This is a genomic window from Teichococcus aestuarii (genome assembly GCF_042651065.1).
GTDB classification, from domain to species: Bacteria; Pseudomonadota; Alphaproteobacteria; order Acetobacterales; family Acetobacteraceae; genus Pseudoroseomonas; species Pseudoroseomonas aestuarii.
Window position 1 is genome coordinate 1 of sequence record NZ_JBHSCH010000004.1, and the last position, 21,514, is coordinate 21,514.

Annotated in this window: 28 protein-coding genes; 15 read left to right on the forward strand and 13 right to left on the reverse strand. The window is 72.8% G+C overall.

All coding sequences use genetic code 11. The features are described from left to right. The first annotated feature begins 238 nt into the window (after positions 1-238). The 6 genes from ACFOY6_RS02785 (at position 239) to ACFOY6_RS02810 (ending at position 3,586) form a co-directional block, all read left to right on the forward strand. On the forward strand, positions 239-634 hold the full coding sequence (locus ACFOY6_RS02785; RefSeq protein ID WP_379648805.1) for a flagellar basal body rod protein FlgB: 396 nt from the start codon (positions 239-241) through the stop codon (positions 632-634). 15 nt (positions 635-649) lie between these two features. After that, complete coding sequence (gene flgC / locus ACFOY6_RS02790; RefSeq protein ID WP_109517506.1) at positions 650-1,060, forward strand: flagellar basal body rod protein FlgC; 411 nt, start codon at positions 650-652, stop codon at positions 1,058-1,060. After that, positions 1,057-1,365, forward strand: coding sequence for a flagellar hook-basal body complex protein FliE (locus ACFOY6_RS02795; protein WP_379641104.1), 309 nt, complete (start codon positions 1,057-1,059; stop codon positions 1,363-1,365). The genes flgC and ACFOY6_RS02795 overlap by 4 nt, the downstream gene beginning before the upstream one ends. 103 nt (positions 1,366-1,468) lie before the next feature. Further along, positions 1,469-1,744, forward strand: coding sequence for a flagellar biosynthetic protein FliQ (locus ACFOY6_RS02800; protein WP_379648807.1), 276 nt, complete (start codon positions 1,469-1,471; stop codon positions 1,742-1,744). Further along, positions 1,741-2,517, forward strand: a complete 777-nt coding sequence (locus tag ACFOY6_RS02805) for a flagellar biosynthetic protein FliR (protein ID WP_379648809.1) — start codon at positions 1,741-1,743, stop codon at positions 2,515-2,517. Before ACFOY6_RS02800 ends, ACFOY6_RS02805 begins: the two co-directional genes overlap by 4 nt. Before the next feature lie 10 nt (positions 2,518-2,527). Next, on the forward strand, positions 2,528-3,586 hold the full coding sequence (locus ACFOY6_RS02810; RefSeq protein ID WP_379648811.1) for an EscU/YscU/HrcU family type III secretion system export apparatus switch protein: 1,059 nt from the start codon (positions 2,528-2,530) through the stop codon (positions 3,584-3,586). 16 nt (positions 3,587-3,602) lie between these two features. On the opposite strand, the gene ACFOY6_RS02815 is transcribed toward ACFOY6_RS02810, so the two are convergent. Then, positions 3,603-4,493, reverse strand: a complete 891-nt coding sequence (locus ACFOY6_RS02815) for a LysR family transcriptional regulator (RefSeq protein WP_379648813.1) — start codon at positions 4,491-4,493, stop codon at positions 3,603-3,605. A 191-nt stretch (positions 4,494-4,684) separates the two neighbouring features. Between ACFOY6_RS02815 and ACFOY6_RS02820 the strand changes: the two genes are divergently transcribed. After that, a complete protein-coding gene (locus tag ACFOY6_RS02820) occupies positions 4,685-5,608 on the forward strand; it encodes a ring-cleaving dioxygenase (RefSeq protein WP_109517512.1) in 924 nt (307 codons plus the stop codon). An 11-nt stretch (positions 5,609-5,619) separates the two neighbouring features. Then, complete coding sequence (locus ACFOY6_RS02825) at positions 5,620-6,231, forward strand: alpha/beta hydrolase (RefSeq protein ID WP_109517513.1); 612 nt, start codon at positions 5,620-5,622, stop codon at positions 6,229-6,231. Positions 6,232-6,359: 128 nt separating this feature from the next. Here the strand turns inward: ACFOY6_RS02825 and ACFOY6_RS02830 are convergent, their stop codons facing one another. Genes ACFOY6_RS02830 through ACFOY6_RS02845 form a run of 4 tightly spaced genes read right to left on the reverse strand, consistent with a single transcriptional unit; the run spans position 6,360 to position 9,658 of the window. After that, positions 6,360-7,754 (reverse strand): amidase, encoded by a 1,395-nt coding sequence (locus ACFOY6_RS02830; RefSeq protein ID WP_379648816.1) that lies wholly within the window; start codon positions 7,752-7,754, stop codon positions 6,360-6,362. A gap of 19 nt (positions 7,755-7,773) precedes the next feature. After that, a complete protein-coding gene (locus tag ACFOY6_RS02835) occupies positions 7,774-8,604 on the reverse strand; it encodes a polysaccharide deacetylase family protein (protein WP_379641120.1) in 831 nt (276 codons plus the stop codon). Between the two features lie 12 nt (positions 8,605-8,616). Further along, complete coding sequence (locus ACFOY6_RS02840) at positions 8,617-8,901, reverse strand: hypothetical protein (protein WP_379641121.1); 285 nt, start codon at positions 8,899-8,901, stop codon at positions 8,617-8,619. Then, the gene (locus ACFOY6_RS02845) at positions 8,894-9,658 is read right to left on the reverse strand and encodes an SDR family NAD(P)-dependent oxidoreductase (RefSeq protein WP_379648818.1); all 765 of its coding nucleotides are present in this window, start codon (positions 9,656-9,658) and stop codon (positions 8,894-8,896) included. Before ACFOY6_RS02845 ends, ACFOY6_RS02840 begins: the two co-directional genes overlap by 8 nt. Before the next feature lie 97 nt (positions 9,659-9,755). Between ACFOY6_RS02845 and ACFOY6_RS02850 the strand changes: the two genes are divergently transcribed. Next, a complete protein-coding gene (locus ACFOY6_RS02850) occupies positions 9,756-10,547 on the forward strand; it encodes an IclR family transcriptional regulator (protein ID WP_379641126.1) in 792 nt (263 codons plus the stop codon). Between the two features lie 226 nt (positions 10,548-10,773). Next, positions 10,774-10,962 (forward strand): hypothetical protein, encoded by a 189-nt coding sequence (locus ACFOY6_RS02855; RefSeq protein WP_146201903.1) that lies wholly within the window; start codon positions 10,774-10,776, stop codon positions 10,960-10,962. A gap of 16 nt (positions 10,963-10,978) precedes the next feature. Here the strand turns inward: ACFOY6_RS02855 and ACFOY6_RS02860 are convergent, their stop codons facing one another. From ACFOY6_RS02860 to msrB, 6 genes are all read right to left on the reverse strand, one after another. After that, positions 10,979-11,434, reverse strand: coding sequence for a MaoC family dehydratase (locus ACFOY6_RS02860; RefSeq protein ID WP_379648820.1), 456 nt, complete (start codon positions 11,432-11,434; stop codon positions 10,979-10,981). Between the two features lie 25 nt (positions 11,435-11,459). Beyond that, positions 11,460-12,239: a 3-ketoacyl-ACP reductase gene (locus ACFOY6_RS02865; protein WP_379648822.1), complete on the reverse strand. Its 780-nt coding sequence runs from the start codon at positions 12,237-12,239 to the stop codon at positions 11,460-11,462. Further along, positions 12,236-13,387: an acyl-CoA dehydrogenase family protein gene (locus ACFOY6_RS02870; protein WP_379648824.1), complete on the reverse strand. Its 1,152-nt coding sequence runs from the start codon at positions 13,385-13,387 to the stop codon at positions 12,236-12,238. Before ACFOY6_RS02870 ends, ACFOY6_RS02865 begins: the two co-directional genes overlap by 4 nt. A gap of 65 nt (positions 13,388-13,452) precedes the next feature. After that, a complete protein-coding gene (locus ACFOY6_RS02875) occupies positions 13,453-14,445 on the reverse strand; it encodes a LacI family DNA-binding transcriptional regulator (protein WP_379648826.1) in 993 nt (330 codons plus the stop codon). A 118-nt stretch (positions 14,446-14,563) separates the two neighbouring features. Beyond that, positions 14,564-15,529 (reverse strand): Bug family tripartite tricarboxylate transporter substrate binding protein, encoded by a 966-nt coding sequence (locus ACFOY6_RS02880; RefSeq protein ID WP_181378158.1) that lies wholly within the window; start codon positions 15,527-15,529, stop codon positions 14,564-14,566. A 118-nt stretch (positions 15,530-15,647) separates the two neighbouring features. Then, positions 15,648-16,055 carry a peptide-methionine (R)-S-oxide reductase MsrB gene (msrB, locus tag ACFOY6_RS02885; protein ID WP_109517522.1) on the reverse strand — a complete coding sequence of 136 codons (408 nt, stop codon included), beginning with the start codon at positions 16,053-16,055 and terminating at the stop codon, positions 15,648-15,650. Positions 16,056-16,245: 190 nt separating this feature from the next. Here msrB and ACFOY6_RS02890 point away from each other — a divergent pair, with 190 nt between their 5' ends. The 3 genes from ACFOY6_RS02890 to ACFOY6_RS02900 all read left to right on the forward strand — a co-directional run bounded on the left by ACFOY6_RS02890 (position 16,246) and on the right by ACFOY6_RS02900 (position 18,117). Next, on the forward strand, positions 16,246-16,710 hold the full coding sequence (locus tag ACFOY6_RS02890) for a PaaI family thioesterase (RefSeq protein WP_379641144.1): 465 nt from the start codon (positions 16,246-16,248) through the stop codon (positions 16,708-16,710). 70 nt (positions 16,711-16,780) lie between these two features. Then, entirely contained in the window at positions 16,781-17,458 is a 678-nt protein-coding gene (locus ACFOY6_RS02895) for a 3-oxoacid CoA-transferase subunit A (RefSeq protein ID WP_379648829.1), read from the forward strand. Continuing rightward, positions 17,455-18,117, forward strand: a complete 663-nt coding sequence (locus ACFOY6_RS02900; RefSeq protein ID WP_379648831.1) for a 3-oxoacid CoA-transferase subunit B — start codon at positions 17,455-17,457, stop codon at positions 18,115-18,117. The genes ACFOY6_RS02895 and ACFOY6_RS02900 overlap by 4 nt, the downstream gene beginning before the upstream one ends. Before the next feature lie 157 nt (positions 18,118-18,274). Here the strand turns inward: ACFOY6_RS02900 and ACFOY6_RS02905 are convergent, their stop codons facing one another. Then, positions 18,275-19,279, reverse strand: a complete 1,005-nt coding sequence (locus ACFOY6_RS02905; protein WP_245906399.1) for an MBL fold metallo-hydrolase — start codon at positions 19,277-19,279, stop codon at positions 18,275-18,277. Positions 19,280-19,548: 269 nt separating this feature from the next. On the opposite strand from ACFOY6_RS02905, the gene ACFOY6_RS02910 reads away from it, so the two are divergent. Beyond that, positions 19,549-19,893, forward strand: coding sequence for a RidA family protein (locus ACFOY6_RS02910; RefSeq protein WP_379641152.1), 345 nt, complete (start codon positions 19,549-19,551; stop codon positions 19,891-19,893). Between the two features lie 62 nt (positions 19,894-19,955). Here the strand turns inward: ACFOY6_RS02910 and ACFOY6_RS02915 are convergent, their stop codons facing one another. Further along, positions 19,956-20,276 (reverse strand): ArsR/SmtB family transcription factor, encoded by a 321-nt coding sequence (locus tag ACFOY6_RS02915; protein WP_109517527.1) that lies wholly within the window; start codon positions 20,274-20,276, stop codon positions 19,956-19,958. 94 nt (positions 20,277-20,370) lie between these two features. Here ACFOY6_RS02915 and ACFOY6_RS02920 point away from each other — a divergent pair, with 94 nt between their 5' ends. After that, positions 20,371-21,438 (forward strand): alkene reductase, encoded by a 1,068-nt coding sequence (locus ACFOY6_RS02920; RefSeq protein ID WP_379648833.1) that lies wholly within the window; start codon positions 20,371-20,373, stop codon positions 21,436-21,438. The last annotated feature ends 76 nt before the right edge of the window (positions 21,439-21,514 follow it).

Below are 21,514 nucleotides of genomic sequence, written 5' to 3' on the forward strand. Positions count from 1 at the left end.
GCCCTGCGCGCCAGCTATGGCCCGCGCCTGGCCGGCGGGCCGCTGGCCGAGGCCTTCTCGGCCCTCGCCGCCGAGGCGCCGCGCCCGGGCCTGCCCGATCTCGACCGGCTCCGCCGCGAGGTGGCGATGGGGCAGGCGCTCTCCGAGCAGCTGCGCAGCCTGCGCTGAGGCGGCGCGCCGAGCCGGCAATCACCATCCCGTTAACATGGCGGTCGCAAAGCCGGGGCAGCGTGCCGCCATGAGCGTCTCCCGACCCATCCCCGCCGATCCGCTGGCCCTGGCCGGGCAGCGCCTGCACTGGCTGGAGCAGCGGCAGCGCGTGCTGGCGCAGAACATCGCCAATGCCGACACGCCCGGCTACCAGCCGCGCGACCTCACGCCCTTCGCGCAGGCGCTGGGGCGGGCCACCGCGTCGGGCGGCCTGGCGCGCACCGATCCGCGCCACATGGTCTCCTCCACCGGCGGCACCGCGCGCACCGACCGCGCCGCGGCCGAGCGCAGCCCGAACGGCAATGCCGTGGCGCTGGACCAGCAGGCGCTGAAGGTGGCCGAGACCGACCAGGCGCACGCCCTGGCGCTCGGCCTGCACCGCAGCTGGGCCGGGCTGTACCGCACCGCCCTCGGGCGCAGCTGATAAGGACCGGGCAGCATGGATCTCGACCGCGCGCTCAACGTCTCCGCCGCCGGCATGGCGGCACAGTCGGCCCGGCTGCGGGTGGTGGCGGAGAACCTCGCCAACCGCGACAGCACCGGCACCACGCCTGGCGCCGATCCTTACCGGCGCAAGACCCTCACCTTCGAGCGCACGCTCGACCGCGCGACGGGGGTGGAGACGGTGCGGGCCGGGCGCACCGGCACCGCGCCGGGCGAGTTCCCCGAGCATTACGACCCGCACCACCCGGCCGCCGATGCGCGCGGCTATGTCCGCACGCCGAACGTGGACAGCCTGATCGAGGTGATGGACATGCGCGAGGCCCAGCGCAGCTACAGCGCCAACCTCTCCGTGCTGGAGACGACGCGCGGGATGCTGATGCGCACCATCGAGGCGCTGCGCTCGTGAGCGCGCCGCTCTCCGGCCTCGCCGCCTACCGCGCCCTGGGCGCACAGGCCGGCGCGGCGCCGGCCGTTCCATCCCAGCCGGGCCAGGGCGGCAGCTTCGGCGCCATGCTGGAGCGCGCCATGGAAGGCGCCGTGCAGGCCACGCGGACCGCCGACGCGACCAGCGTGCAGGCGCTGACCGGCCAGGCGGGCGTCACCGACGTGGTGCTGGCCGTCTCCCGCGCCGAGCTGGCGCTGCAGACCACCGTGGCGCTGCGCGACCGCGTGGTCTCCGCCTACCAGGAGATCATGCGCATGCCGATCTGACGGGCCACGGGCCCGTCCCGCGGCGCCGGTCTCCTGCCGGCGCCCCTACCCCTTCGCACGGGCCGCAGGACGCGGCCGGCAGCCGCAGGAGGCGGCACAGGCGATGGACAGCGATATCGTGGCCCTGGCCGGGCAGCAGGCGCTCTGGACGGCGTTGCTGGTGGGCGGGCCGATGCTGGTGGTGCTGCTGGTGGTCGGCCTGGCCGTGGCCGTGCTGCAGGCCCTGACGCAGATCCAGGAGGCGGCGCTGGCCTTCGTGCCGAAGCTGGTGGCGCTGGCGGTGGTGCTGCTGGTGGGCGGGCCGATGGCGGCCGGCGCGCTGCGTGGCTTCACCGAGGAGATCTTCGCGCAGGTCGTGGCCGTCGGCGGGCTGCGGTGAGCGAGGCCGAGTGGCTCGGCCAGTTGCCGCTGCTGGCCTTCCAGGCGGCGCTGCTGATGGCGCGCATCGGCGCCTGCGGCATGGTGCTGCCAGGGCTGGGCGAGGCCGATGTGCCGGCCACGCTGCGGCTCGGGCTGGCGCTCGCCGTGGTGGCGCTGCTGCTGCCGGTGCTGGCACCCGGCCTGCCGCCGGAGCCGGCGGGCATCGGCGGCCTGGCCGCGCTGGTGGCCACCGAGGTGGCGGTGGGGCTGTGGCTGGGCTGGCTGGCACGGCTGGCCAGCTTCGCGCTGGTCACGGCGGGGCAGGCCATCGGCTTCCTCATCGGCCTGTCCAGCCTGCTGGGGCAGGACCCTGTGCAGGGCGCGCAGGGCCTCGCCACGGGGCGGCTGATGGGGATGGCCGCCGCCATCCTGGCGCTGAGCACCGGCCTCTACGCCCTGCCGCTGCGGGCGCTGGCCGAGAGCTACGCGCTGCTGCCGGCCGGCGCGCCCTTGCCTGCCGGCCCGGCGGCCGAGGCGGTGGTGGCGGCCACCGCCGGCAGCTTCGCGCTGGCCATGCGGCTGGCGGCGCCGCTGCTGCTGCTGGCCGTGCTGCTGCAGGCCGGTAGCGGGCTGCTCGCCCGCGCCGCGCCGCAGGCGCAGATCTTCGTCATCGCCGCGCCGGCGCAGACGCTCGCCGGCAGCGCGCTGCTGGCGGCGCTGCTGCCGCTGATCCTGGAGCACTGGCTGGCCGCCGCCCAGGCCGCCTTCTCCGTGCTGCCCGGGCTGGGCTGAGGCGGGCGCCATGGCCGAGGAGCAGGGCGATGCCGACGACAAGCAACTCGACGCCTCGCAACGCCGGCTGGACCGCGCGCGCGAGCAGGGCGACGTGCCGCTGGCGCGCGAGGCGGTGCAGCTCGCCAGCCTGGCGGGCGGCGCGCTGGCGCTCGGCCTGCTCGGCCCGGCGCTGGGCCGCAGCCTGATCGAGGAGACGCGGGCGATCTTCGCCGGCGCGCACATGCTGCGCGCGGATGCGGCGGCGGCCTCGCTGCTGCGCGCCGCCCTGCCGCTGATGCTGGCCGTGGCCGCCATGGCGGCGCTCGGCGCCGTGGCCGGGACGCTGCTGCAGACCCGCCTCCTGGTCTCCGCCCAGGCGATGGCGCCGAAGCTCTCCAAGATCAGCCCGCTGGCCGGCGCCAAGCGGCTGTTCGGCCCGCATGGGCTGCAGGAGCTGGCACGCGCGCTGCTGAAGCTCGGCGCCACGGGGCTGGCGCTGTGGTGGGTGGCGGCCGATGCGCTGCCGGCGCTGCGCGGCGTGCTGGCCGAGCCGCCCGAGGCGATGACGGCACTGCTGGCCGAGCTGCTGGGGCGGCTGGTGATGGCGGCGCTGGCGGCGCTGGCCGTGCTGGCGGCGGCGGATTTCCTGTGGGTGCGGCTGCGCTTCGCGCGGCGGATGCGGATGAGCCTGCAGGAGATGAAGGAGGAGATGAAGGAGAGCGACGGCGACCCGCATCTGCGCGCCAAGCGCCGCGCCAGGATGCTCGGCCGCCGCCGCCGCCGCGTGCAGGAGGCGGTGCCGAAGGCCACGGTGGTGGTGACCAACCCGACGCACTATGCCGTCGCCCTGGCCTATGACCGCGCGGCGGATGCGGCGCCGCGCGTGGTGGCGCGTGGCGTGGACGCCGCCGCCGCGCGCATCCGCCGCATCGCCGAGGCGCATGGCGTGCCGCTGGTGGCCAACCCGCCCCTGGCCCGCGCCCTCTACCGGCTGGAGGAGGAGGCGCCGATCCCGCCCGAGCATTTCCAGGCCGTGGCGGAGCTGATCGCGCTGGTGTGGCGGATGCGCGGCCCGGCGGCGCGCTGAGGCACGCCGCGCCGGGTCACGCCCCGCTCGCCTCGATCCGCGCTTTCTCGGCCGAGATCGCCTCGCCCAGATGGTCCATCACGGCGCGGATGCGCGGCGTCTGCCGCAGGTCCGGATGCGTGAGCAGCCAGAGCGTGCCGGCCATCTCCGGCACCGGCGCCGAGAGCCGCGCGAGGCCCGGCCAGGCATCCCCCGCGAAGCAGGGCAGGTGGCCGATGCCAAGCCCCGCCCGCACCGCATCCGCCATGGCCAGCACGCTGTCGAAGCGGCCGGCGATACGCTCCGGCGGCACGCGCGCGGCGGCGCGGCGCTGGCGCCGCAGGCCGGCCAGGGCCTCGCCCGGCAGCACCCAGGGGGCGGTCTCCGGCGCCAGACCGGCGCCGGCCGGGCCATAGAGCGCCCAGCCGATGCGCGCCACGCGGCGGCCCACCAGCGTTTCCGGCGGTGCGTCGCTGGCGCGCAGCGCCACGTCGGCGTCGCGGCGGGAGAGGTTGGCGGCGGCGTTGCCGGTGACGATATCGAGCCGGATCGCCGGCTGCGCGGCGCGCAGCGTGGCCAGCATGGGCAGCAGCAGCCCGGCCAGCAGCAGGTCGCTGGTGGCCAGCCGCACCTCGCCCGAGGGCAGCGGCACCTGCCCCGCCAGGCGGCGCGTGACGGCGGTGATGTCCGCCTCCACCCGCGCGGCCAGGGCCGCCATCTCCTCGCCCGCCGGCGTCGCCACATAGCCGGCGCGGCGGCGCTCGAAGAGCGGGCAGCCGATCAGCGCCTCGATCTGCCCCAGCCGGCGGAAGGCGGTGGAGTGGTGCACCCCGAGCCGCGCCGCCGCCGCCGGCAGGTTGCCGGTGCGGGCGATGGCGTCGATCAGGCGGACATCATCCCACGCGACGCCGCGCGGCGGTTCGGTCATGGCGCATCCTTCGCGGGCCGGGATTCTGGGCCGGGGCCGGCAGGCTAGCCCGCGCCACGATGCAATTCCAGGGCACAAGCCGCAAGGTTCCGATTGCGTTAGTGCAACCGGGTTTCGCTTTCGCCCGGGCCTTCCGCCACCCATTCTGGGGTCAACCCGGTGCATCCCGCACCGCCAAGGAGACCCGGACCATGACCCGCAACGGCATCCACCACGTCACCGCCATCGCCGGAAAGGCGCGGCAGAACCTGGAATTCTACACCCGCACCCTGGGGCTGCGGCTGGTGAAGAAGACGGTGAACTTCGACGACCCCGGCGCCTACCATCTCTACTACGGCGACGCGGCGGGCAGCCCCGGCACCATCCTCACCTTCTTCCCCTGGGAGAACGCCGCCCCCGGCCGCGCCGGCACGGGCGAGCTGCAGGAGACGGTGTTCCGCGTGCCGCAGGCCTCGCTCGGCTACTGGACGCAGCGCCTGGTCAACCACGGGGTGCAGCGGACGGGGCGCCTCGGCGAGACGCTGCTCGCCTTCCGCGACCCGGATGGCATGCATCTGGCGCTCGTCGGCCTGCCCGGCATCGAGGCCGAGCCGGCCTGGGAGAATGGCGAGATCCCCGCCGAGCACGCCATCCGCGGCTTCCACGGCGTCTCGCTGCTGGTGGGCGACGCGGCGCCGACGGGCGCCATCCTCTCCGACGTCTTCGGCTTCGCGGCGGCGGGGCGGGAAGGGGAGACGCACCGCTTCCAGGTGCCGGGCATGGCGCTGGGCGGCATCGTCGACCTGCGCGTGGCGGCGGGGGCGGCGCCGGCGCGGCTGGGCCGCGGCTCGGTGCACCACCTAGCCTTCCGCGCCGCCGATGACGCGGCGGAGATGGACATGGTGCGGCGCCTGGCCGAGAACCACGGCATCCACACCACCGAGCAGAAGGACCGCAACTACTTCCGCTCGGTCTATTTCCGCGAGCCGGGCCATGTGCTGTTCGAGATCGCGACCGACGTGCCCGGCTTCGCGGTGGACGAGGCCCCGGCCGCGCTGGGCCAGGCGCTGAAGCTGCCGGGCTTCCTCGAAGGCCATCGCGTGGCCATCGAATCCGCCCTGCCGGCGCTCGGCTGAAGGAGGAGAGGATGGAAGGCTTCCAGTACCGCTTCGAGCCGGGCACCGACCCGGCTCTCCCCCCGCTGCTGCTGCTGCACGGCACCGGCGGCGACGAGCATGACCTGATCCCGCTGGGGCGGGAGGTGGCGCCGGGCGCGGCGCTGCTCTCCCCGCGCGGGCGGGTGCTGGAGCACGGCATGCCGCGCTTCTTCCGCCGGCTGGCGGAGGGCGTGTTCGACGAGGACGACCTGCGCGCGCAGGCGGCTGCGCTGGCCGGATTCGTGGCGGCGGCGCGGGAGCAACACGGGCTGGCGGCGCCCGTCGCGCTCGGCTTCTCGAACGGGGCGAACATCGCGGCGGCGCTGCTGCTGCTGCACCCCGGCACGCTGGCGGGCGCCGCGCTGCTGCGCGCCATGCCGCCGCTGCGCCAGCCGCCCGAGGTGGCGCTGCCCGGCACGCCGGTGTTGATGCTTTCGGGTCAGGCGGATCCGATCATTCCGCCCCAGGGCAGCGCGGCGCTGGCCGCCACGCTGGAGGGCGCGGGGGCGGCTGTGATGCACCGCAGCCTGCCCACCGGGCACGGGCTGACACGCACCGATCTCGTGCTGACACGGGAGTGGCTGGAGAACGGCCTGAAGTGAAAGCTTCCTTCTTTTTCTGAAGAAAAAGAAGCAAAAAGACTTTTCGAGTTTGGCGCGGGGCATTTCAACATGCCGGCCAAACCCGAAAAAGTTTTTTGGTTCTTTTTTCCAAAAAAGAACGCTTCTCTTTACACGATTACGGGCCGCACCGCCGCCGTCATCCAGGCGGCGAGCCCGGTCAGCGCCGCATCGCCATGGCGCTGGCCGATCACCTGCACGCCCACCGGCAGCCCCTCCATGGCGATCAGCGGCAGGGTGATGGCGGGCGAGCCCAGCACCGAGGTGGCGGCGTTGTAGGCCGGCAGCCCGGTGGTGTGGGTGACGCCGGAATCCTTCGCCGTGTTCTCCATCGGCGGCGCGGGGCCGACGGAGCTGAGGCTGACCAGCCCATCCGCCAGCGGCGCCAGCGCGGCGAAGGCCTGCTGCGCGAAGTCCCGCTTCTGCAGGGCGAGGCGGTAGTCGTCGATCGTCATGCTGCGCGCGAGGGCGAGGCGGGACATCATGCTGTCGCTGAGGCCGGTCGGGAAGCGCTCGACCAGGTTCTCCAGCGTCCAGCGCAGCTCGTAGCCGCAGAGGTCGCGGCAGAGGGCGAGGCTCTCGCCGATCGCCTGCTCGAAGGCCTCGATCAGCGGGCTGTCGCCCCGGCGCAGCAGCGTCACCCCAGCATCGCGGAGCTGGCGCAGCACGCGGTCGAAGGCCTCGGCGGTGCGCGGGTCGGTCTGCGCCCAGCCCTCGCTCTCCATGACGATCAGCCGCCCGGGCTTTGCCGACGGGCGCGGCGCCGCCTCGCCGAACAGGCCAGGATGCCCGGGGTCGCCGCCCGAGCGCTGCGCCATCTCGTAGGTGACGCGCCACATATCCTCCAGGCACCCGGCATGCACGCCGATATGGCTCTGGCTGAAGGCCAGCCGCTCGCCGCGGTGGATGGCGCCGAAGGTGGGCTTGATGGCGGTGTTGGCGCAGAAGCCGGCGGGGCGGATGATGGAGCCTACCACCTGCGTGCCCAGCGCCGCCGGCACCATCGCCGCGCCGATCGCCGCCGCCGAGCCGGAGGAGGAGCCGCCCGGCGTGTGCGCCGCGTTGAACGGGTTGGTGGTGGGGCCAGGATGGGACATGCCCAGCTCGGTCGTCACCGTCTTGCCCAGGATCACCGCGCCGGCCTGCCGGAGCGCCACGACGCTGGCGCTGTCCATCTTCGTCTGCGCGCCCTTGAACAGGGGGGTGCCCTGCTCGGTCGGCATGTCCTTGGTCTGCAGCATGTCCTTGATGCCGACCGGCATGCCGTCGATCGGCGAGAGGGCGCGGCCCGCCTTGTAGCGCGCGGTCGCGGCGTCGGCGGCGGCGCGGGCGCCTTCCTCGTTCAGCGTCACCCAGGCGCGCACCACCGGCTCGCGCGCGGCGATCACCTCCAGGCAGCGCTCCAGATAGGCGCGCGGCGTATCCCGCCCCTCCACGAAGCCGGGCACGGCGTCGTGGAAGGTCATCGGGCGGAAGGTGGCGGGATCGTAGGTGGAGGCGGTCATGGCTTGGTCTCCCTTCGCGTCAGGCGGCGTCATGCGCGGCGATCCAGGCCTCGGCGACCTCGGTTCCGGTCGCGAACCAGACATCGGGGAAGCTCCTGATCCAGACGATCATCTCGCGCAGCAGCGCGATGCGGCTGGGGCGGCCGATGATCTGCGGATGCATCACCAGGTTGAACAGCCCGCCCCAGCGGTAGAGCTCCCGGAACTCGTCCTGGAAGATCTCCAGCAGGTGGCTGTTGGGGAAGATCGGGCGGGGCGACTTGATGGAGAACAGCGCGTGCGGCGCATCGTCCGTGCTCCAGTGCCAGGGCAGCTCCACCGGACCGCGCCCGCCATCCGGCAGGGTGAGGCGATAGGGCACCACGTCATCCAGCAGCGAGCTGTCGTAGAGGAAATTGTGCTTCTGGAGGAGCTTCAGCATGTTGTCGCTGGATTCGCCGGCGGGCGAGCGGTAGCCGCGCGGCACCACGCCCAGCACGCGCTTCAGCGCCTCCAGCCCCTTCTCCATCTCCTCCACCTCCTTCTCGGGGAAGTCGGGGTCGATCCAGGCGTGGGAATAGGAGTGGTGCGCCACCTCGTGCCCGCCGGCCACGATCATCTCGGCGCGGCCGGCATGGTGCTCGGCGGTCCAGCCGGGGACGAAGAAGGTGCCGCGCACCTCCTCCTCCCGCAGCAGCTCCAGGATCTTCGGCACGCCGACCTTGGCGCCGTAGGTGCCCTGGCTCAGCGTGCCGGGGCGGCGCGCATTGGCCGGGTCGCGCGAGAGCCACAGCGTCTCCGCGTCGAAGTCGAAGGTGAGCATGACGGCGATGCGCGCGCCGCCGGGCCAACGGACGGATTTGTCGATCATGCCGGTCTCCTCTCAATCATTGCCAGGCGGCGGGTTGCGGGCCAGGAGCCAGCCGCCTTCCACCGCGATCACCGCCGCCACCTCCTCCGGCTGCCCGGCGCGCCGCAGCGGCATGGGCGCCAGCATCGCGCGCCGGCAGTCGGGGTTGCGCGAGATGCCCCTCGGCCATCGCCGGGTTGCGGCCGGCCAGCAGGAGGCGCCCTCGGCGGCGAAGCGGCGGGCCGTGGCGGCGCCGGTGCCGCCCGCCGCGCCGGTGACGAGGGCGACGCGCCCGGCGAGGCGCTCCGCCTCAGGCAAGCCGCCCGCCATCGACGGGCAGGCAGACGCCCGTGGTGAAGCTGGCGGCATCGCTGAGCAGGAACAGCACGCTCTCCGCCACCTCCGCCGCCTGGCCGAAGCGGCCGAGCGGATGGCGGGCGCGGAACTCCGCCTCGCGCCGGGCACGCGCCTCGGGGCTGCCGGCGCCGGCGAAGGTCGCCTCCAGCATCGGCGTCTCGATCGAGCCCGGGCAGACGCAGTTGACGCGGATGCCCTCGGCGGCGTGCGCGACGGCGAGGCTGCGGCTCAGCATCACCACCGCGCCCTTGCTGGCGGAGTAGGCGGGCATGGTGGCGGAGCCGGTGAGGCCGGCCGTGGAGGCGAAGGTGACCACCGCGCCGCCCCCCGCTTCACGCAGCAGCGGCAGCAGGGCGCGCAGGGTGAGCCAGGTGCCCTTCACGTTCACGTCGAAAAGCAGGTCCCACTCCGCCTCTTCCAGCGCTGTCACCGGCCGGGTGGGGCCCAGCAGCCCGGCGGCGGTGGCCACCAGCGTCACCGGGCCCAGCGCCGCAGCGCGCTCCGCCAGCGCCTGCTGGTCGGCGGCGCGGGTCACGTCGCCGGCCAGCCATTCGGCGCCGGGGCAGGCCTCGGCGGTGCGGCGCAGCCCGGCTTCGTCGCGGTCGAACAGGAGAAGGCCGGCGCCCTCGCGCGCCAGGGCCTCCGCCGTGGCCCGCCCGAGCCCCGAGGCGGCGCCGGTGACGACGCCCATCCGCCCCGCGAAGCGCCCGGCGCTCATGCCGGAACAGCCTGACAGATTGCCATGATCCGAAGCTTCCGTATTTTTGTTCAATACGATCGAATTATATCGAAAAGCTAAGAGGAGTTTTCCGCCGATGTCAAAGGCGAAGGGCCTGCCGGCCCAGGCGGGCACACCCGACCCCCGGCTCTACGTCCAGGCGGTGGAGCGGGCGATGCGCGTGCTGGAGGTGTTCGGCCATGACCCGCGGCCATTGTCCCTGGCCGAGATCGCCGCCGCCGTCGGCATCGACAAGAGCGGCGCGCAACGGCTCTGCCATACCCTTCGCCACCTGGGATACCTGGAGGCCGATCCGGGCGGGCAGGGGCTGCGGCCCGGCCTGCGGCTGATGGACCGCTCCTTCGACTTCCTGCGCATGCACCCCCTGGTGGAACGCGCCACGCCGGCCCTGATGGAACTGCGCCGCGCCACCCAGGAGCGGGTGGATCTGAGCCTGCCGGATGACCTCAGCATCGTCTATGCGGTGCGGCTGCAGAGCAAGCGGGAGACCTTCTTCGCCACGCTGGTCGGCCGCCGCCTGCCGGCCTTCTGCTCCTCGGGCGGGCGCGCGATGATGGCGGCGCTGCCGGATGCGGTGGTGGAGGACATCCTGGCCCGTTCGGACCGGCGGCCGCTGACGCCCCGCACCATAATCGCCCTGCCGGCCCTGCGCGCCAAGATCGCCGAGGCCCGCACCGATGGCTACGCGCTGGCCTGCGAGGAAGGGTTGCTGGGCGAGATCGTGCTGGCGGCGGCGGTGCGGGACCGGCAGGGCAGGCCCGTTGCGGCCATCCATATCGCCGCCTCCCTCTCGGAATGGGAGGAGGCCGATTTCCGCCGCCGGATGGCGCCGCTGGCCATGGAGGCTGCACGCGCCCTCAGTGGCTGAGCGCCTCCGCCTGCCACAGCGAATCGGGACAGTAGCTTACAATTCATGGTTGTTTTGAGGCAGGGAAGCCTACCAGGAAGTGGATTTAATCCCTTTCCACCCTGCCGAAAGCATTATAACCTCTCCGTGAGGAGAGAGATTCGGCCCAGCGAGCTTTTCGCGAGCTTAATATTTCCTCCACTAAACTCCGAAATCCACCTCCCTCAGACAAAGCCTGGTCAGAGAAATGGAATCTCGTACGGATATCCACGCGAATGAACTTCGTGACCTGCGCCGGAGCTCTTTGAAGGGTTGGGTTCGGAAACTTCGGTTGCCCGTGCCGCGGCGGCTTTCTCCTTCCAAGGGCCTGATGATCGGCCTGCTTTTCTCTTCCTTGCTCTGGGCCGCGATCATCGGCTTCTTCGTCACCTTCTGATCCGGTTCCCGCGCCATCACGCCCGCGGGGCGCGGCGGTGCACCATCATGTCGTTCTCGCCTTCCTGCACCGTGTCGCCGCGCTGCGTCCGCAGGGCGAAGGCAAGGGTGACGATGCCGCGGTCGGCATGGCGGGTCTCCCGCAGCCCGACAACGCGGATGGTCGCCTGAAGCCGGTCGCCCACCAGGATCGGCCCGGTGAAGCGCCAGCGCCAGCCCAGCGAGACGATGGCGGCGAGCTGGGTCTGTGCCCGGTTCTTCAGCCCGTCCGCCAGGGCCAGCCCCAGCAGCCCATGCGCCACCCGACCCGGATAGCCCAGCGCCTGCGCATAGGTATCGTCCATGTGGATGTCGTAGAAATCGCCGGAAAGGCCGGCGAAGGCCAGCAGGTGCGCCTCCGTCACCTGGATGCCGCCGGTGGTCCATTCGAGGCCGGGCTCGATCTCCTCGAAATGCAGGCGGCGGTCGGTCATGCGCGCGGCTCCCGGCGTGGCAGGCTCAGAGGCGGCCGACATGCAAACCCCCGTCGATGTGCAGCGCGTCACCCGTGCTGAAGGGCAGGTCGCCCGCCGCCAGCATGGCGACGGCGCGGCCCACATCCTCCGGCTCCCCCCAGCGGCGGATGGGCGAGAGCCCCTCGGCGATGCGGCGGGAATAGGCCTCGGCCACCGGCGCCGTCAGGTCGGTGCGGATGACGCCGGGGCGGATCTCGTGCACGGCGATGCCCGCCTCCGCCAGGCGCAGCGCGAAGAGCCGCGCCAGCATGGAGACCGCCGTCTTGGCGGCGCAGTACTCGCCACGGTCGGGCGAGGCGAGCTGCGCATTGGCCGAGGAGATGAAGATGATGCTGCGCGGCTGCGCCGCCGGCGGTACCTCCAGCATCCGCCGCGCCACGGCCTGGGTGAGGAAGAAGGTGCCGCGCGCATTGACGCCGAAGGCGCGGTCCCAGGATTCCGGCGAGACATCCAGCAGGTCGCCGCGTTGCATCGCGCCGACGCCGGCATTGTTCACCAGGCAGTCGATGCCGCCCTGGTCCTGCCACGCCGCCTGGACGAAGGCGTCGTGCTCCTCCAGCCGCGCCACGTCCAGCCGGCGGAAGGCGAAGCGGCCACCGGCGGCCCGCACCAGCGCCGCCGTCTCCTCGGCGCCCTCCTCGGCGATGTCGGCGGCCAGGATGTCGAAGCCCCGGCCCGCCAGCGCCACGCAGCAGGCCCGGCCGATGCCGCGCCGCCCGCCCGTGACCAGGGCGACGGGGCGCCTCTGCGGAAGCGCGCTCATGCCAGCAGCGTCCGCGCCATGATCATGCGCTGAATCTGGTTCGTCCCTTCGTAGATCTGGGTGATCTTCGCGTCGCGGTACAGCCGCTCCACCCGCACGCCGCGGATGTAGCCGCTGCCGCCATGGATCTGCACCGCATCGGCGGTGCGGGCGACCGCGGCATCGGAGGCGAAGCACTTGGCCATGCTCGCCTCCAGCGTGGCGCGGCGGCCTTCGTCGAGCACGCGGGCGGCGTGGTGCACCATCAGCCGCGCGGCGTGCGCATCCTTCGCCATGTCGGCGATCATCCACTGCACCGCCTGGAAATCGGCGATGGGCTGGCCGAACTGCCGGCGCTGCCTGGCATAATCGATGCTCTCCTCCAGCGCCGCGCGCAGGATGCCGAGCGCCAGCGCGGCGATGCCGACGCGGCCCTTGTCCAGTACCGACATCATCATGTGGAAGCCGCGCCCCTCCTGGCCCAGCATGGCGCCGGCCGGCAGCCGCACGTCCTCGAAGTGCAGCCCGCCGACGGGGGAGGCGCGCTGGCCCATCTTGCGTTCCTTGCGGTCGCGCGTGACGCCGGCGTTGTCCAGGTCGACCAGGAAGATCGACATGCCGCGATGCCCCGCCGCCGGGTCGGTGCGTGCCAGCACGGCGGCGAAATCGGCCACAGGGGCATTGTGGATCCACAGCTTGGCGCCCTCCAGCAGCCAGCCATCGCCGTCGCGCCGGGCCTGGGTGCGCAGGCCGGCGAGATCGGAGCCGGCCTCGGCCTCGGTCAGCGCATAGGCGCAGCGGCGCTCGGCGCGCAGCAGGGGGCGGAGGTAGCGCTCCTGCTGGGCGGGCGTGCCATGCTCGGTGAGCAGCGTGCCGAGCAGTTCCACCAGCCCCACCTGGTCGGCCACCGAGGCATAGCCGCGCGAAAGCTCCTCCATCACCAGCGCATAGGCCAGCACATCGGCCCCCGCGCCGCCCAGCGCCTCCGGCACGCTGACGCCGAACAGCCCGGCCCCGGCGAGGCGGCGGTACAGCGCCTCGGGGTAGCGCTCCTCCTCATCCAGCGCGGCGGCGAGCGGCGCCACCTCCGCCTCCGCGAAGCGGCGCGCGGCATCGCGCAGGGCGGCGTGCCATTCCGTGGCACCGGCAGGCAGGGCGTCTTCCAACACCGGGCGTTCTTCCCTCTTGCTTGGTCCGCGCGGCCTTCTTCGAGGCGGGGCCGCGTCGGTCCGGTTCAGTCGGCGCGGCGCAGGCCCGCCCCGCAGGATTCGCGCACCACCAGCGCCGGCGGCAGGATCTCGCGCAGCGGCGGCGTCTCCGGCTGTTCCATGCGGTGCAGCAGCACCCGCGCCGCCGCCTGGCCGATGACGCGCGGCGCGACGCGGATGGTGGTGAGCGGCGGGTACCAGTGCGCCGCCTCCCGCACATCGTCGAAGCCCGTCACGGCCACGTCGCGGCCGGGCATGCGGCCGGCGCGCAGCAGGCCGAGCGTGGCGCCGAAGGCCACGGAATCGTTGAAGCAGACCAGAGCGGTCGGCCCCTCCGGCGGCAGCGCCTGGGCGATCGCGGCGGCGGCGCCGATATCGGTGGAGCAGGGGAGGTGCTCCGCCGCCAGCCCGGCCCGCGCCATGCTGCGCGCATAGCCGTCCCACCGCCCGGTGCTGACCGAGTTGCGCGCGGCGCCGCCCAGGAAGGCGATGCGGCGGTGGCCGAGGCCCAGCAGATGCTCGGTGGCCAGCCGCGTGCCGGCGCGGTTGTCCGGCCCCGCATGGGCGCCGGCGCGGAAGCCGCGCACCACCGTGGCATGCGGCACGCGCCAGGCCTGGAGCTCGCCGATCAGCGCCGGGGGCGTGCCCGTGGCGGGCATCAGCAGCACGCCGTCCACCGGCTGCTCCCGGAAGCGCTCCAGCATCCGCCGCTGGCGCAGCACGGATTCGGAGGTGTTGGCCAGCATGGTGGCGTAGCCGGCCTCGTCCAGCGCCTCCTCCACGCCGGCGGTCAGCTCCGCGTAGAAGGGGTTGGTCAGCTCGCAGACCAGCAGGCCGACCGTGTGCGACTTGCCGGAGCGCATCAGCGCGGCGGAGCGGTCATACACATAGCCGAGGCGCTCGGCGGCCTCGCGCACGGCGCGGCGGGTCTCCGGGCGCAGCCGGGAATCGTCGCGCAGCGCCAGGGCGGCGGTGGACAGCGCCACCCCCGCCTCACGTGCCACGTCCTTGATCCTCACCCGCTGCATCCGCGCCCGCGTCTCGCTGTGCCATGGCAGGATTGGAACGTTCCAATTACCCTGTCAAGGCGAGGCAAGGCGCGGGGGAGGGCCAGGGGCGGTGCCCCTGGCCTGGCCGTCAGTCGGGGCGCACGCCGTTGTCCCGCGCCACCCGGCCCCAGCTGTCGATCTGCGTGCCGACGAAGCGGGCGAGATCCGCGGGCTCGGAGAGCACGAGTTCCGCCTGGTTCAGCTCGGCGAACTGGCTGGCGATGCGCGGCTCCCGGTAGGTCTCGACCAGCGCCGCGCGGAAGCGCTGGATGACCGGCTCCGGCGTTCCCGCCGGGGCGAAGACGCCCCACCAGGCCACGGCGGTCAGGCCCGGGAAGCCGGCCTCGGCGGTGGTGGGCACCTCCGGCAGGCCGGCCAGCCGCTGCTCGCCCAGCTGCAGCAGCGGCCGCAGCGAGCCGGCGGAGATGTGCGGCGCGAGCAGGGCGCTGCTGCCGATCATCATGTCGATATGGCCGGCCACCGCGTCGTTCACCGCCAACCCGCCGCCGCGATAGGGCAGGTGGGTCATGCTCACCCCGGCGCGGCGGGCCAGCATCAGCATGGCGAGGTGCCCGATGGTGCCGTTGCCGGTGGAGCCGAAGGTGACGCCGCCGCGCTTGGCCGCGGCCAGGACGTCGGCCATGGTCTTGTAGGGCTTGCCCGGCTGGCAGGCCACCACATAGGGCGCATGGCCGATCTGGGTGACGGGCGCCAGGTCGCGCTGGATGTCGAAGGGAAGGCTGGGCACCAGCACCGGCATCACGGCATGAGAGTCGAAGGTCAGCAGCCAGGTCTGCCCGTCGGGCCGGGCCTTGGCGGCGACATCGGTGCCGATGCTGCCGGCCGCGCCGCTGCGGTTCTCCACCACGATCGGCACGCCGAGGCGCTGCTGCAGGCCGGGCGCCGCCAGCCGCGCCACGGCGTCGGTGGAACCGCCGGGCGCGAAGGGCACGACGATGCGGATGGTGCCGGATGGCCAGGTGTCGGCGGATGCGCGGATGGCGGGCAGTGCCGCCAGCCCGCCCAGGATGGCGCGCCTCGACCAGTTCTGCATGATGAACCTCCCTTGCGGCGCCCGTACCGGCGCCTTCAGGTTCATCATTCCGCCAGCGGGGCGGGGAGGCAACCCCGGGGCGCCCGCCGCCATCCGCGCCGCCCCCTCAGGCGGGGTGTCAGGCGGGGTGGAAGTCCATCGCCACGCCGTTGATGCAGTAGCGCAGATGCGTGGGCGGCGGGCCGTCGGGGAAGACATGGCCCAGATGGCTGCCGCAGCTGGCGCAATGGACCTCGGTGCGCACCATGCCGTGGCTCATGTCCCGGCTGACGCCGACGGCGCCTTCCAGCGGCGCGCCGAAGCTCGGCCAGCCGGTGCCGCTCTCGAACTTCCCCTCGGTGCTGAACAGCGGCTGGTCGCAGCCGGCGCAGGTGAAGGTGCCGGCGCGCTTCTCGTGCAGCAGGGCGCAGCTGCCCGGGCGCTCCGTGCCGTGGGCGCGCATCACCCGGTACTGCTCGGGTGTCAGGCGGGCGCGCCATTCCGCCTCGGTCCGCGTCACCGGGTAGGTGATGGTGTTGGTATCCATGCGGCGTCTCCCTCGGATGCGGGTGGCCCGGCAGGCCCGGGCCGCGGACCCGCATATCGGGTGGCGGGGGGGTGCTGTCGAGGCCCCGGGCGCATGGCTTGACGGGCCGTGGCGGGCGCGCATACTCGGCCAGCAAAAATGGAACGTTATTCCGCTTAGCGGAAATGATGGCGCCAAGAGGAACGATCCCATGCCCCCTCCGGGCGCAGACATCTCCACCGCCAGCCCGCCCTCCTCCGGCACGGGCGCCTTCGACCCCGCCGGCGCCGGCTGGCAACCCCGGGGCAACTCCAACTTTTCCACCCTGGTCGGCCCGCTCTGGGCCCGGCGCGAGGGCGAGAGCTGGGCCTATGGCTTCCTCGCCGGGCCGCAACACAGCAATGCGCGCGGCATCGTGCATGGCGGCATGCTGGTGACGCTGGCCGACAACGCGCTCGGCCTCGTCGTGCACGAGGCGTCGGGGCGCCAGCCGGCCGTGACGATGCAGCTCAACACCCACTTCCTCTCCGCGGCGCATCCGGGCGAGTTCGTCGAGGCGCGCGGCGAGGTGATGCGGCGTGGCCGCTCGGTGATGTTCGTGCGCGGCACGCTGACCGTGGGAGACCGCATGGTGCTGGCGGCGGACGGGATCTGGAAGCTGCTCGGCGCGCGCTGACCGCCCGCCGCGCGCCACCAGGCGAGAAGACGGCCGCAGGGCCGCAAACACAGGGAGGACCGGCAGCGCAATGCTGGACAGGCGCGTCGCATCGTTCACGGAGGCCATCGCCGGCATCGGCCATGGCGCCACCATCATGCTGGGCGGCTTCGGCGGCGCCGGCACGCCGCTCGGGCTGGTCGCCGCGGTGCATCGCGCCGGGCTGCGCGACCTGACGGTGATCGCCAACAATGGCGGCAGCGCGGAGCCGGACCTGCGCATCTGGCTGGAGGCGGGGCAGGTGCGCAAGCTCGTCTGCTCCTACCCCAAGTCCAAGCTGCACACGACGGCGAGCTTCACCACCCTCTACATGGCCGGCAAGATCGAGTTGGAACTGGTGCCGCAGGGCACGCTGGTGGAGCGGATGCGCTGCGCCGGCGCCGGGCTCGGCGGCTTCTACACCCCCGTCGGCGCCGGCACCGCCCTGGCCGAGGGCAAGGAGACGCGCATGATCGACGGGCGCGAGCATGTGCTGGAGATGCCGCTCTCCGCCGACGTGGCGCTGCTGCGCGGCCGGCAGGCGGACCGCCTGGGCAACCTCACCTACAACAAGACCGCCCGCAACTTCGCCCCCGTGATGGCCACCGCCGCGAAGCTGGTGGTGGTCGAGGTGGAGGAATTTGTCGAGCTCGGCGCGCTGGACCCGGAGGCGGTGGTGACGCCCGGCATCTTCGTGGACCGCGTGGTGCAGAGGGAGGCGCCGCAATGAGCACGCCGCTGAACCGCGAGCAGATGGCCCGCCGCGTGGCCCGCGCCATTCCAGACGGCGCCTTCGTCAACCTCGGCATCGGCCTGCCGGACATGGTGCCGGACCATATCCCGCCCGAGAACGAGATCTTCCTGCACAGCGAGAACGGCATCCTGCATGTCGGGGCGCGCCCGCCGGCCGGGCAGGAGAACTGGGACCTGATCAACGCCGGCAAGCAGCCGGTGAGCCTGCGGAGCGGCGGCAGCTTCTTCGACAGCGCGCTGAGCTTCGCGATGATGCGGGGCGGCCATCTCGACGTCTCGGTGCTGGGCGCCTTCCAGGTCTCCGAGGCGGGCGACCTCGCCAACTGGTCCACCGGCCTCGGCGAAGGCGTGCCGGCGGTGGGCGGGGCGATGGACCTCGCCGTGGGCGCCAGGCAGATCTGGGTGATGATGGAGCACACGGCGCGGGATGGCAGCCCACGCATCCTGCGCCAGTGCCGCTACCCGCTAACGGCCACCGGCGTGGTGAAGCGCATCTTCACCAACCTCGCGGTGATCGCCGTGCGGCCGGAGGGGCTGGAGGTGGAGGAGATCCTGCCCGGCCTCGGCCTGGACGAATTGCAGGCGCGCACGGAGGCCACGCTGCGCGCGGGCGCCATGCGGCCGCTGGAAGCCTGAGCGGCGCCCGGCGAGCCGTCCGGCCGGGGCGGCGGCGGGCGCCACGCCCCGGGTGAGGCGCCACGTCGGCCAATATTTGTCATAATGTTCATTATAAGTCATAGACGGACGGCATGGTGAAGCACCCCGGAGCGTCCTGCTCCGGGGTGCGGACGCATCAGCCGGCGCTTGTCAGGTCCATCGGCTCCGGCACCCAGACATAGCCCTCGCCGGCCTTCGCCACATGGCCGAGCCCCGGCCAGGGGAAGTGGTAGGACAGCACCGCCTGCCGGTCCGTCGCCAGCCGGTCGAGCATGCGGCTGCGCGACTGGGCGGAGAGCTTCGGATCGGTGTCGAAGGAGAATTCCCACAGCGGCCGCTGCAGCAGCAGGATGTGGTGGTGCGCCAGGTCGCCCGTGTAGACCATGCTCTGGCCATCGCTCTCGATGGTGTAGCAGGTGTGGCCGACCGTATGGCCCGGCGTGGAGATGGCGGTGATGCCGGGCACCACCTCCGCCCCGTCCTTCACCATCACCATGCGGTCGCGATAGGCGGAGAGGTTCTTCTTCGCGCCATCGATGAAGCTGGTCATGAAGGCCGGGCCGCGCTTGTTGCTGTCATCCGTCCAGTAGCGGAGATCGGCCTCGCTCAGCGCCACCTGCGCGTTGGGGAAGACGCGGTTGCCGGCGGCGTCCACCAGGCCCCAGCAATGGTCGCAATGCGCGTGGCTGAGCACCACGAGGTCGATCTGCTCCGGCTGGATGCCGGCGGCGCGCATGTTGGCCAGCATCCGCCCCGTGGTGGGGCCGAACATCTTGCTGTCCGCCCCCATGCTCTCGCCCATGCCGGTGTCGAACAGGATGAGCTGGCGGCCGGTGTTCAGCACCAGCACGTTCTGCTCCAGCGTCGCGGCGTCGGGGGGCAGGAAGTTGCCGCGCAGCAGGCCCACGATCTCCTCCGGCGGCGAGGCCGGGAAGGCCGGCTCCGGCTTGCCGAGCGGCAGGCGCCCGTCGGAGATCACCGTGGCCTCGTAGCCGCCGAGGCGGAAGCGGTACCAGGCGGGCGGCACGTCGTTGCGGAACGGGGCGGCGGCCTCGGCGTGCCAGCTGGCGGCGGGCAGCAGCCCGGCACCGACGGCAAGGCCCGTGGCGGCGCGCAACAGGGTGCGGCGATCCATCGTCATGGTCGTACTCCTCCGGTGTTGTTTTTGCTGATGTTGTTTTCGCTGAGGCATGTTTCTGAGGCAGCGGGGCCGCGCACGCCGCGGGCCCTTCGCCTGGCCCGGAGGAGCGAGGCGCGGGAGATCCCGGCGCCACATCAAGACCGTATCGAATCCGGCGCGGGCTGAACAGGGGGCGCCCTGCCCCTCTGGCAGGCCGGGCCGGCCTGCCGCACTATGCCACCCGCGCCGCCGGCACGCGCCGCGCGCCGAACCTCCAGGAGACCTGACGGATGACCATTCAGCGCCACGGCCGCACCCCCATCATGCACCGCTTCGTCGAGCACAACGGCGTGCTCTATGTCGGCGGGCTGGTGGCGGAGGACCGCAGCCAGGGCATGAAGAGCCAGACCGAGCAGGTGCTGGCGCGCTTCGGCAAGCTGCTGGACGAGGTGGGCAGCGATCGCGGCAAGGTGCTCGCCGCCACCATCTACATCACCGACATGGCGCTGAAGGACGAGATGAACGCGGCCTGGACCGCCTTCTTCGGCGACGACCTGCCGACCCGCGCCACCATCGGCGTCGCCGATCTCGGGCCGAACACGCTGATCGAGGTGGTGTTCACCGCAGCCCGCTGAGCGGCAGCGCCGGGGGAGGGCGACGGAACTCCTCCCCCCGGCACTCCCATCATCTGGGCCTGTCAGGAAGCCGGGCTGGTCCGGGATTCCAGCGCCAGCACCGTGTCCAGCAGGCCGGGGAAGCGCTCCGCCATCTCGTCGCGCAGCGCCACGACGCAGCGCGTGCCTTCCCGGCGGTGCCGCACCAGCCCCGCCTGCCGCAGCACCTTCATGTGATGCGAGAGGGTGGAGGGCGAGACGCCCGCCTCGAACGCGCCCCAGCCGCGCTCCCCTTCCGCCGCCAGGGCGGCCAGGATGCGCAGCCGCAGCGGGTCGCTCAGCGCGTGCAGCACCTCGGTCAGCGGCACCGCGCCGATCTCGGGATGCGGATAGGGGTCTTGCATCCGGCTCGTCTCCTCCTAGTTGTTCGATATTCGACGATCATCGAACAACGGGCACCCTCCCGGTTCCCGTCACGCCTGGACGAGATATAGCGCAATGCCCACACTGTTCGACCCCATCCGCCTCGGCGCGATCGAGGCGCCCAACCGCATCATCATGGCCCCCCTCACCCGCTCCCGCGCCACGCCGGACCGGGTGCCGACGCCGATGATGCGCGACTACTACGTGCAGCGCGCCTCCGCCGGGCTGATCCTGTCCGAGGCCACCTCGGTCACGCCGATGGGCGTGGGCTATGCCAACACCCCCGGCATCTGGTCCGAGGCGCAGGTCGAGGGCTGGAAGATGATCACCGACGCCGTGCACGCGGCCGGCGGGCGGATCATGCTGCAGCTCTGGCATGTCGGCCGCATCTCCGACCCCATCTTCCTCGACGGCGCCCTGCCCGTGGCGCCGAGCGCCATCCAGCCGGCCGGCCATGTCAGCCTGGTGCGGCCGCAGCGCCCCTATGTGACGCCCCGCGCGCTGGAGACGGACGAGATCCCCGGCATCGTCGCCGCCTACCGCCGCGGCGCCGAGAACGCGCAGCGCGCCGGCTTCGACGGCGTCGAGATCCATGGCGCCAATGGCTACCTGCTCGACCAGTTCCTCCAGGATTCCACCAACCGCCGCACCGACGAGTATGGCGGCCCGGTCGAGAACCGCGCCCGGCTGATGCTGGAAGTGACGGACGCCGCCATCGGCGTCTGGGGCGCCGACCGGGTGGGCATGCACCTCGCCCCCCGCGCCGACAGCCACGACATGGGCGACAGCGACCGCCTCGCTACCTTCGGCTACGTGGCGCGCGAACTGGGCCGGCGGAAGATCGCCTTCCTCTTCGCCCGCGAGCACGAGGCGCCGGACCGCATCGGCCCGCAGCTGCGTGCGGCCTTCGGCGGCCCCTTCATCGCCAATGAGCGCTTCTCGCCTGAGCAGGCGGCGGCGGATCTGGCGGAGGGCCGGGCGGATGCCATCAGCTTTGGCCTGAAGTTCATCGCCAACCCGGACCTGCCGGAGCGCCTGCGCCTGGGCGCGCCGCTGAACGAGGTGAACCGCGACACCCTCTACGCCGGCGGCGCCGAGGGCTATGTGGACTATCCGGCGCTGGACGCCGCCAAGGCGGCCTGAGCGGGGCGGGGGCTGGCGGGCCCGCGCCCGCCGCCCCATCTCCGGGCTGGAAGTCCCGGTGCCCCTTCATGCTAGG

Bases quoted from the DNA above. Each gene is read 5' to 3' on its own strand.
- ACFOY6_RS02855 (WP_146201903.1), top strand. From the start codon at position 10,774: ATGGAATCTCGTACGGATATCCACGCGAATGAACTTCGTGACCTGCGC.
- ACFOY6_RS02810 (WP_379648811.1), top strand. From the start codon at position 2,528: ATGGCCGAGGAGCAGGGCGATGCCGACGACAAGCAACTCGACGCCTCG.
- ACFOY6_RS02880 (WP_181378158.1), bottom strand. From the start codon at position 15,529: ATGCAGAACTGGTCGAGGCGCGCCATCCTGGGCGGGCTGGCGGCACTG.
- ACFOY6_RS02910 (WP_379641152.1), top strand. From the start codon at position 19,549: ATGACCATTCAGCGCCACGGCCGCACCCCCATCATGCACCGCTTCGTC.
- ACFOY6_RS02815 (WP_379648813.1), bottom strand. From the start codon at position 4,493: ATGACCGAACCGCCGCGCGGCGTCGCGTGGGATGATGTCCGCCTGATC.
- ACFOY6_RS02850 (WP_379641126.1), top strand. From the start codon at position 9,756: ATGTCAAAGGCGAAGGGCCTGCCGGCCCAGGCGGGCACACCCGACCCC.
- ACFOY6_RS02865 (WP_379648822.1), bottom strand. From the start codon at position 12,239: ATGAGCGCGCTTCCGCAGAGGCGCCCCGTCGCCCTGGTCACGGGCGGG.
- ACFOY6_RS02900 (WP_379648831.1), top strand. From the start codon at position 17,455: ATGAGCACGCCGCTGAACCGCGAGCAGATGGCCCGCCGCGTGGCCCGC.
- ACFOY6_RS02860 (WP_379648820.1), bottom strand. From the start codon at position 11,434: ATGACCGACCGCCGCCTGCATTTCGAGGAGATCGAGCCCGGCCTCGAA.
- msrB (WP_109517522.1), bottom strand. From the start codon at position 16,055: ATGGATACCAACACCATCACCTACCCGGTGACGCGGACCGAGGCGGAA.
- ACFOY6_RS02825 (WP_109517513.1), top strand. From the start codon at position 5,620: ATGGAAGGCTTCCAGTACCGCTTCGAGCCGGGCACCGACCCGGCTCTC.
- ACFOY6_RS02835 (WP_379641120.1), bottom strand. From the start codon at position 8,604: ATGATCGACAAATCCGTCCGTTGGCCCGGCGGCGCGCGCATCGCCGTC.
- ACFOY6_RS02915 (WP_109517527.1), bottom strand. From the start codon at position 20,276: ATGCAAGACCCCTATCCGCATCCCGAGATCGGCGCGGTGCCGCTGACC.
- ACFOY6_RS02820 (WP_109517512.1), top strand. From the start codon at position 4,685: ATGACCCGCAACGGCATCCACCACGTCACCGCCATCGCCGGAAAGGCG.
- ACFOY6_RS02890 (WP_379641144.1), top strand. From the start codon at position 16,246: ATGCCCCCTCCGGGCGCAGACATCTCCACCGCCAGCCCGCCCTCCTCC.
- flgC (WP_109517506.1), top strand. From the start codon at position 650: ATGGATCTCGACCGCGCGCTCAACGTCTCCGCCGCCGGCATGGCGGCA.
- ACFOY6_RS02785 (WP_379648805.1), top strand. From the start codon at position 239: ATGAGCGTCTCCCGACCCATCCCCGCCGATCCGCTGGCCCTGGCCGGG.
- ACFOY6_RS02845 (WP_379648818.1), bottom strand. From the start codon at position 9,658: ATGAGCGCCGGGCGCTTCGCGGGGCGGATGGGCGTCGTCACCGGCGCC.
- ACFOY6_RS02830 (WP_379648816.1), bottom strand. From the start codon at position 7,754: ATGACCGCCTCCACCTACGATCCCGCCACCTTCCGCCCGATGACCTTC.
- ACFOY6_RS02905 (WP_245906399.1), bottom strand. From the start codon at position 19,279: ATGACGATGGATCGCCGCACCCTGTTGCGCGCCGCCACGGGCCTTGCC.
- ACFOY6_RS02895 (WP_379648829.1), top strand. From the start codon at position 16,781: ATGCTGGACAGGCGCGTCGCATCGTTCACGGAGGCCATCGCCGGCATC.
- ACFOY6_RS02800 (WP_379648807.1), top strand. From the start codon at position 1,469: ATGGACAGCGATATCGTGGCCCTGGCCGGGCAGCAGGCGCTCTGGACG.
- ACFOY6_RS02920 (WP_379648833.1), top strand. From the start codon at position 20,371: ATGCCCACACTGTTCGACCCCATCCGCCTCGGCGCGATCGAGGCGCCC.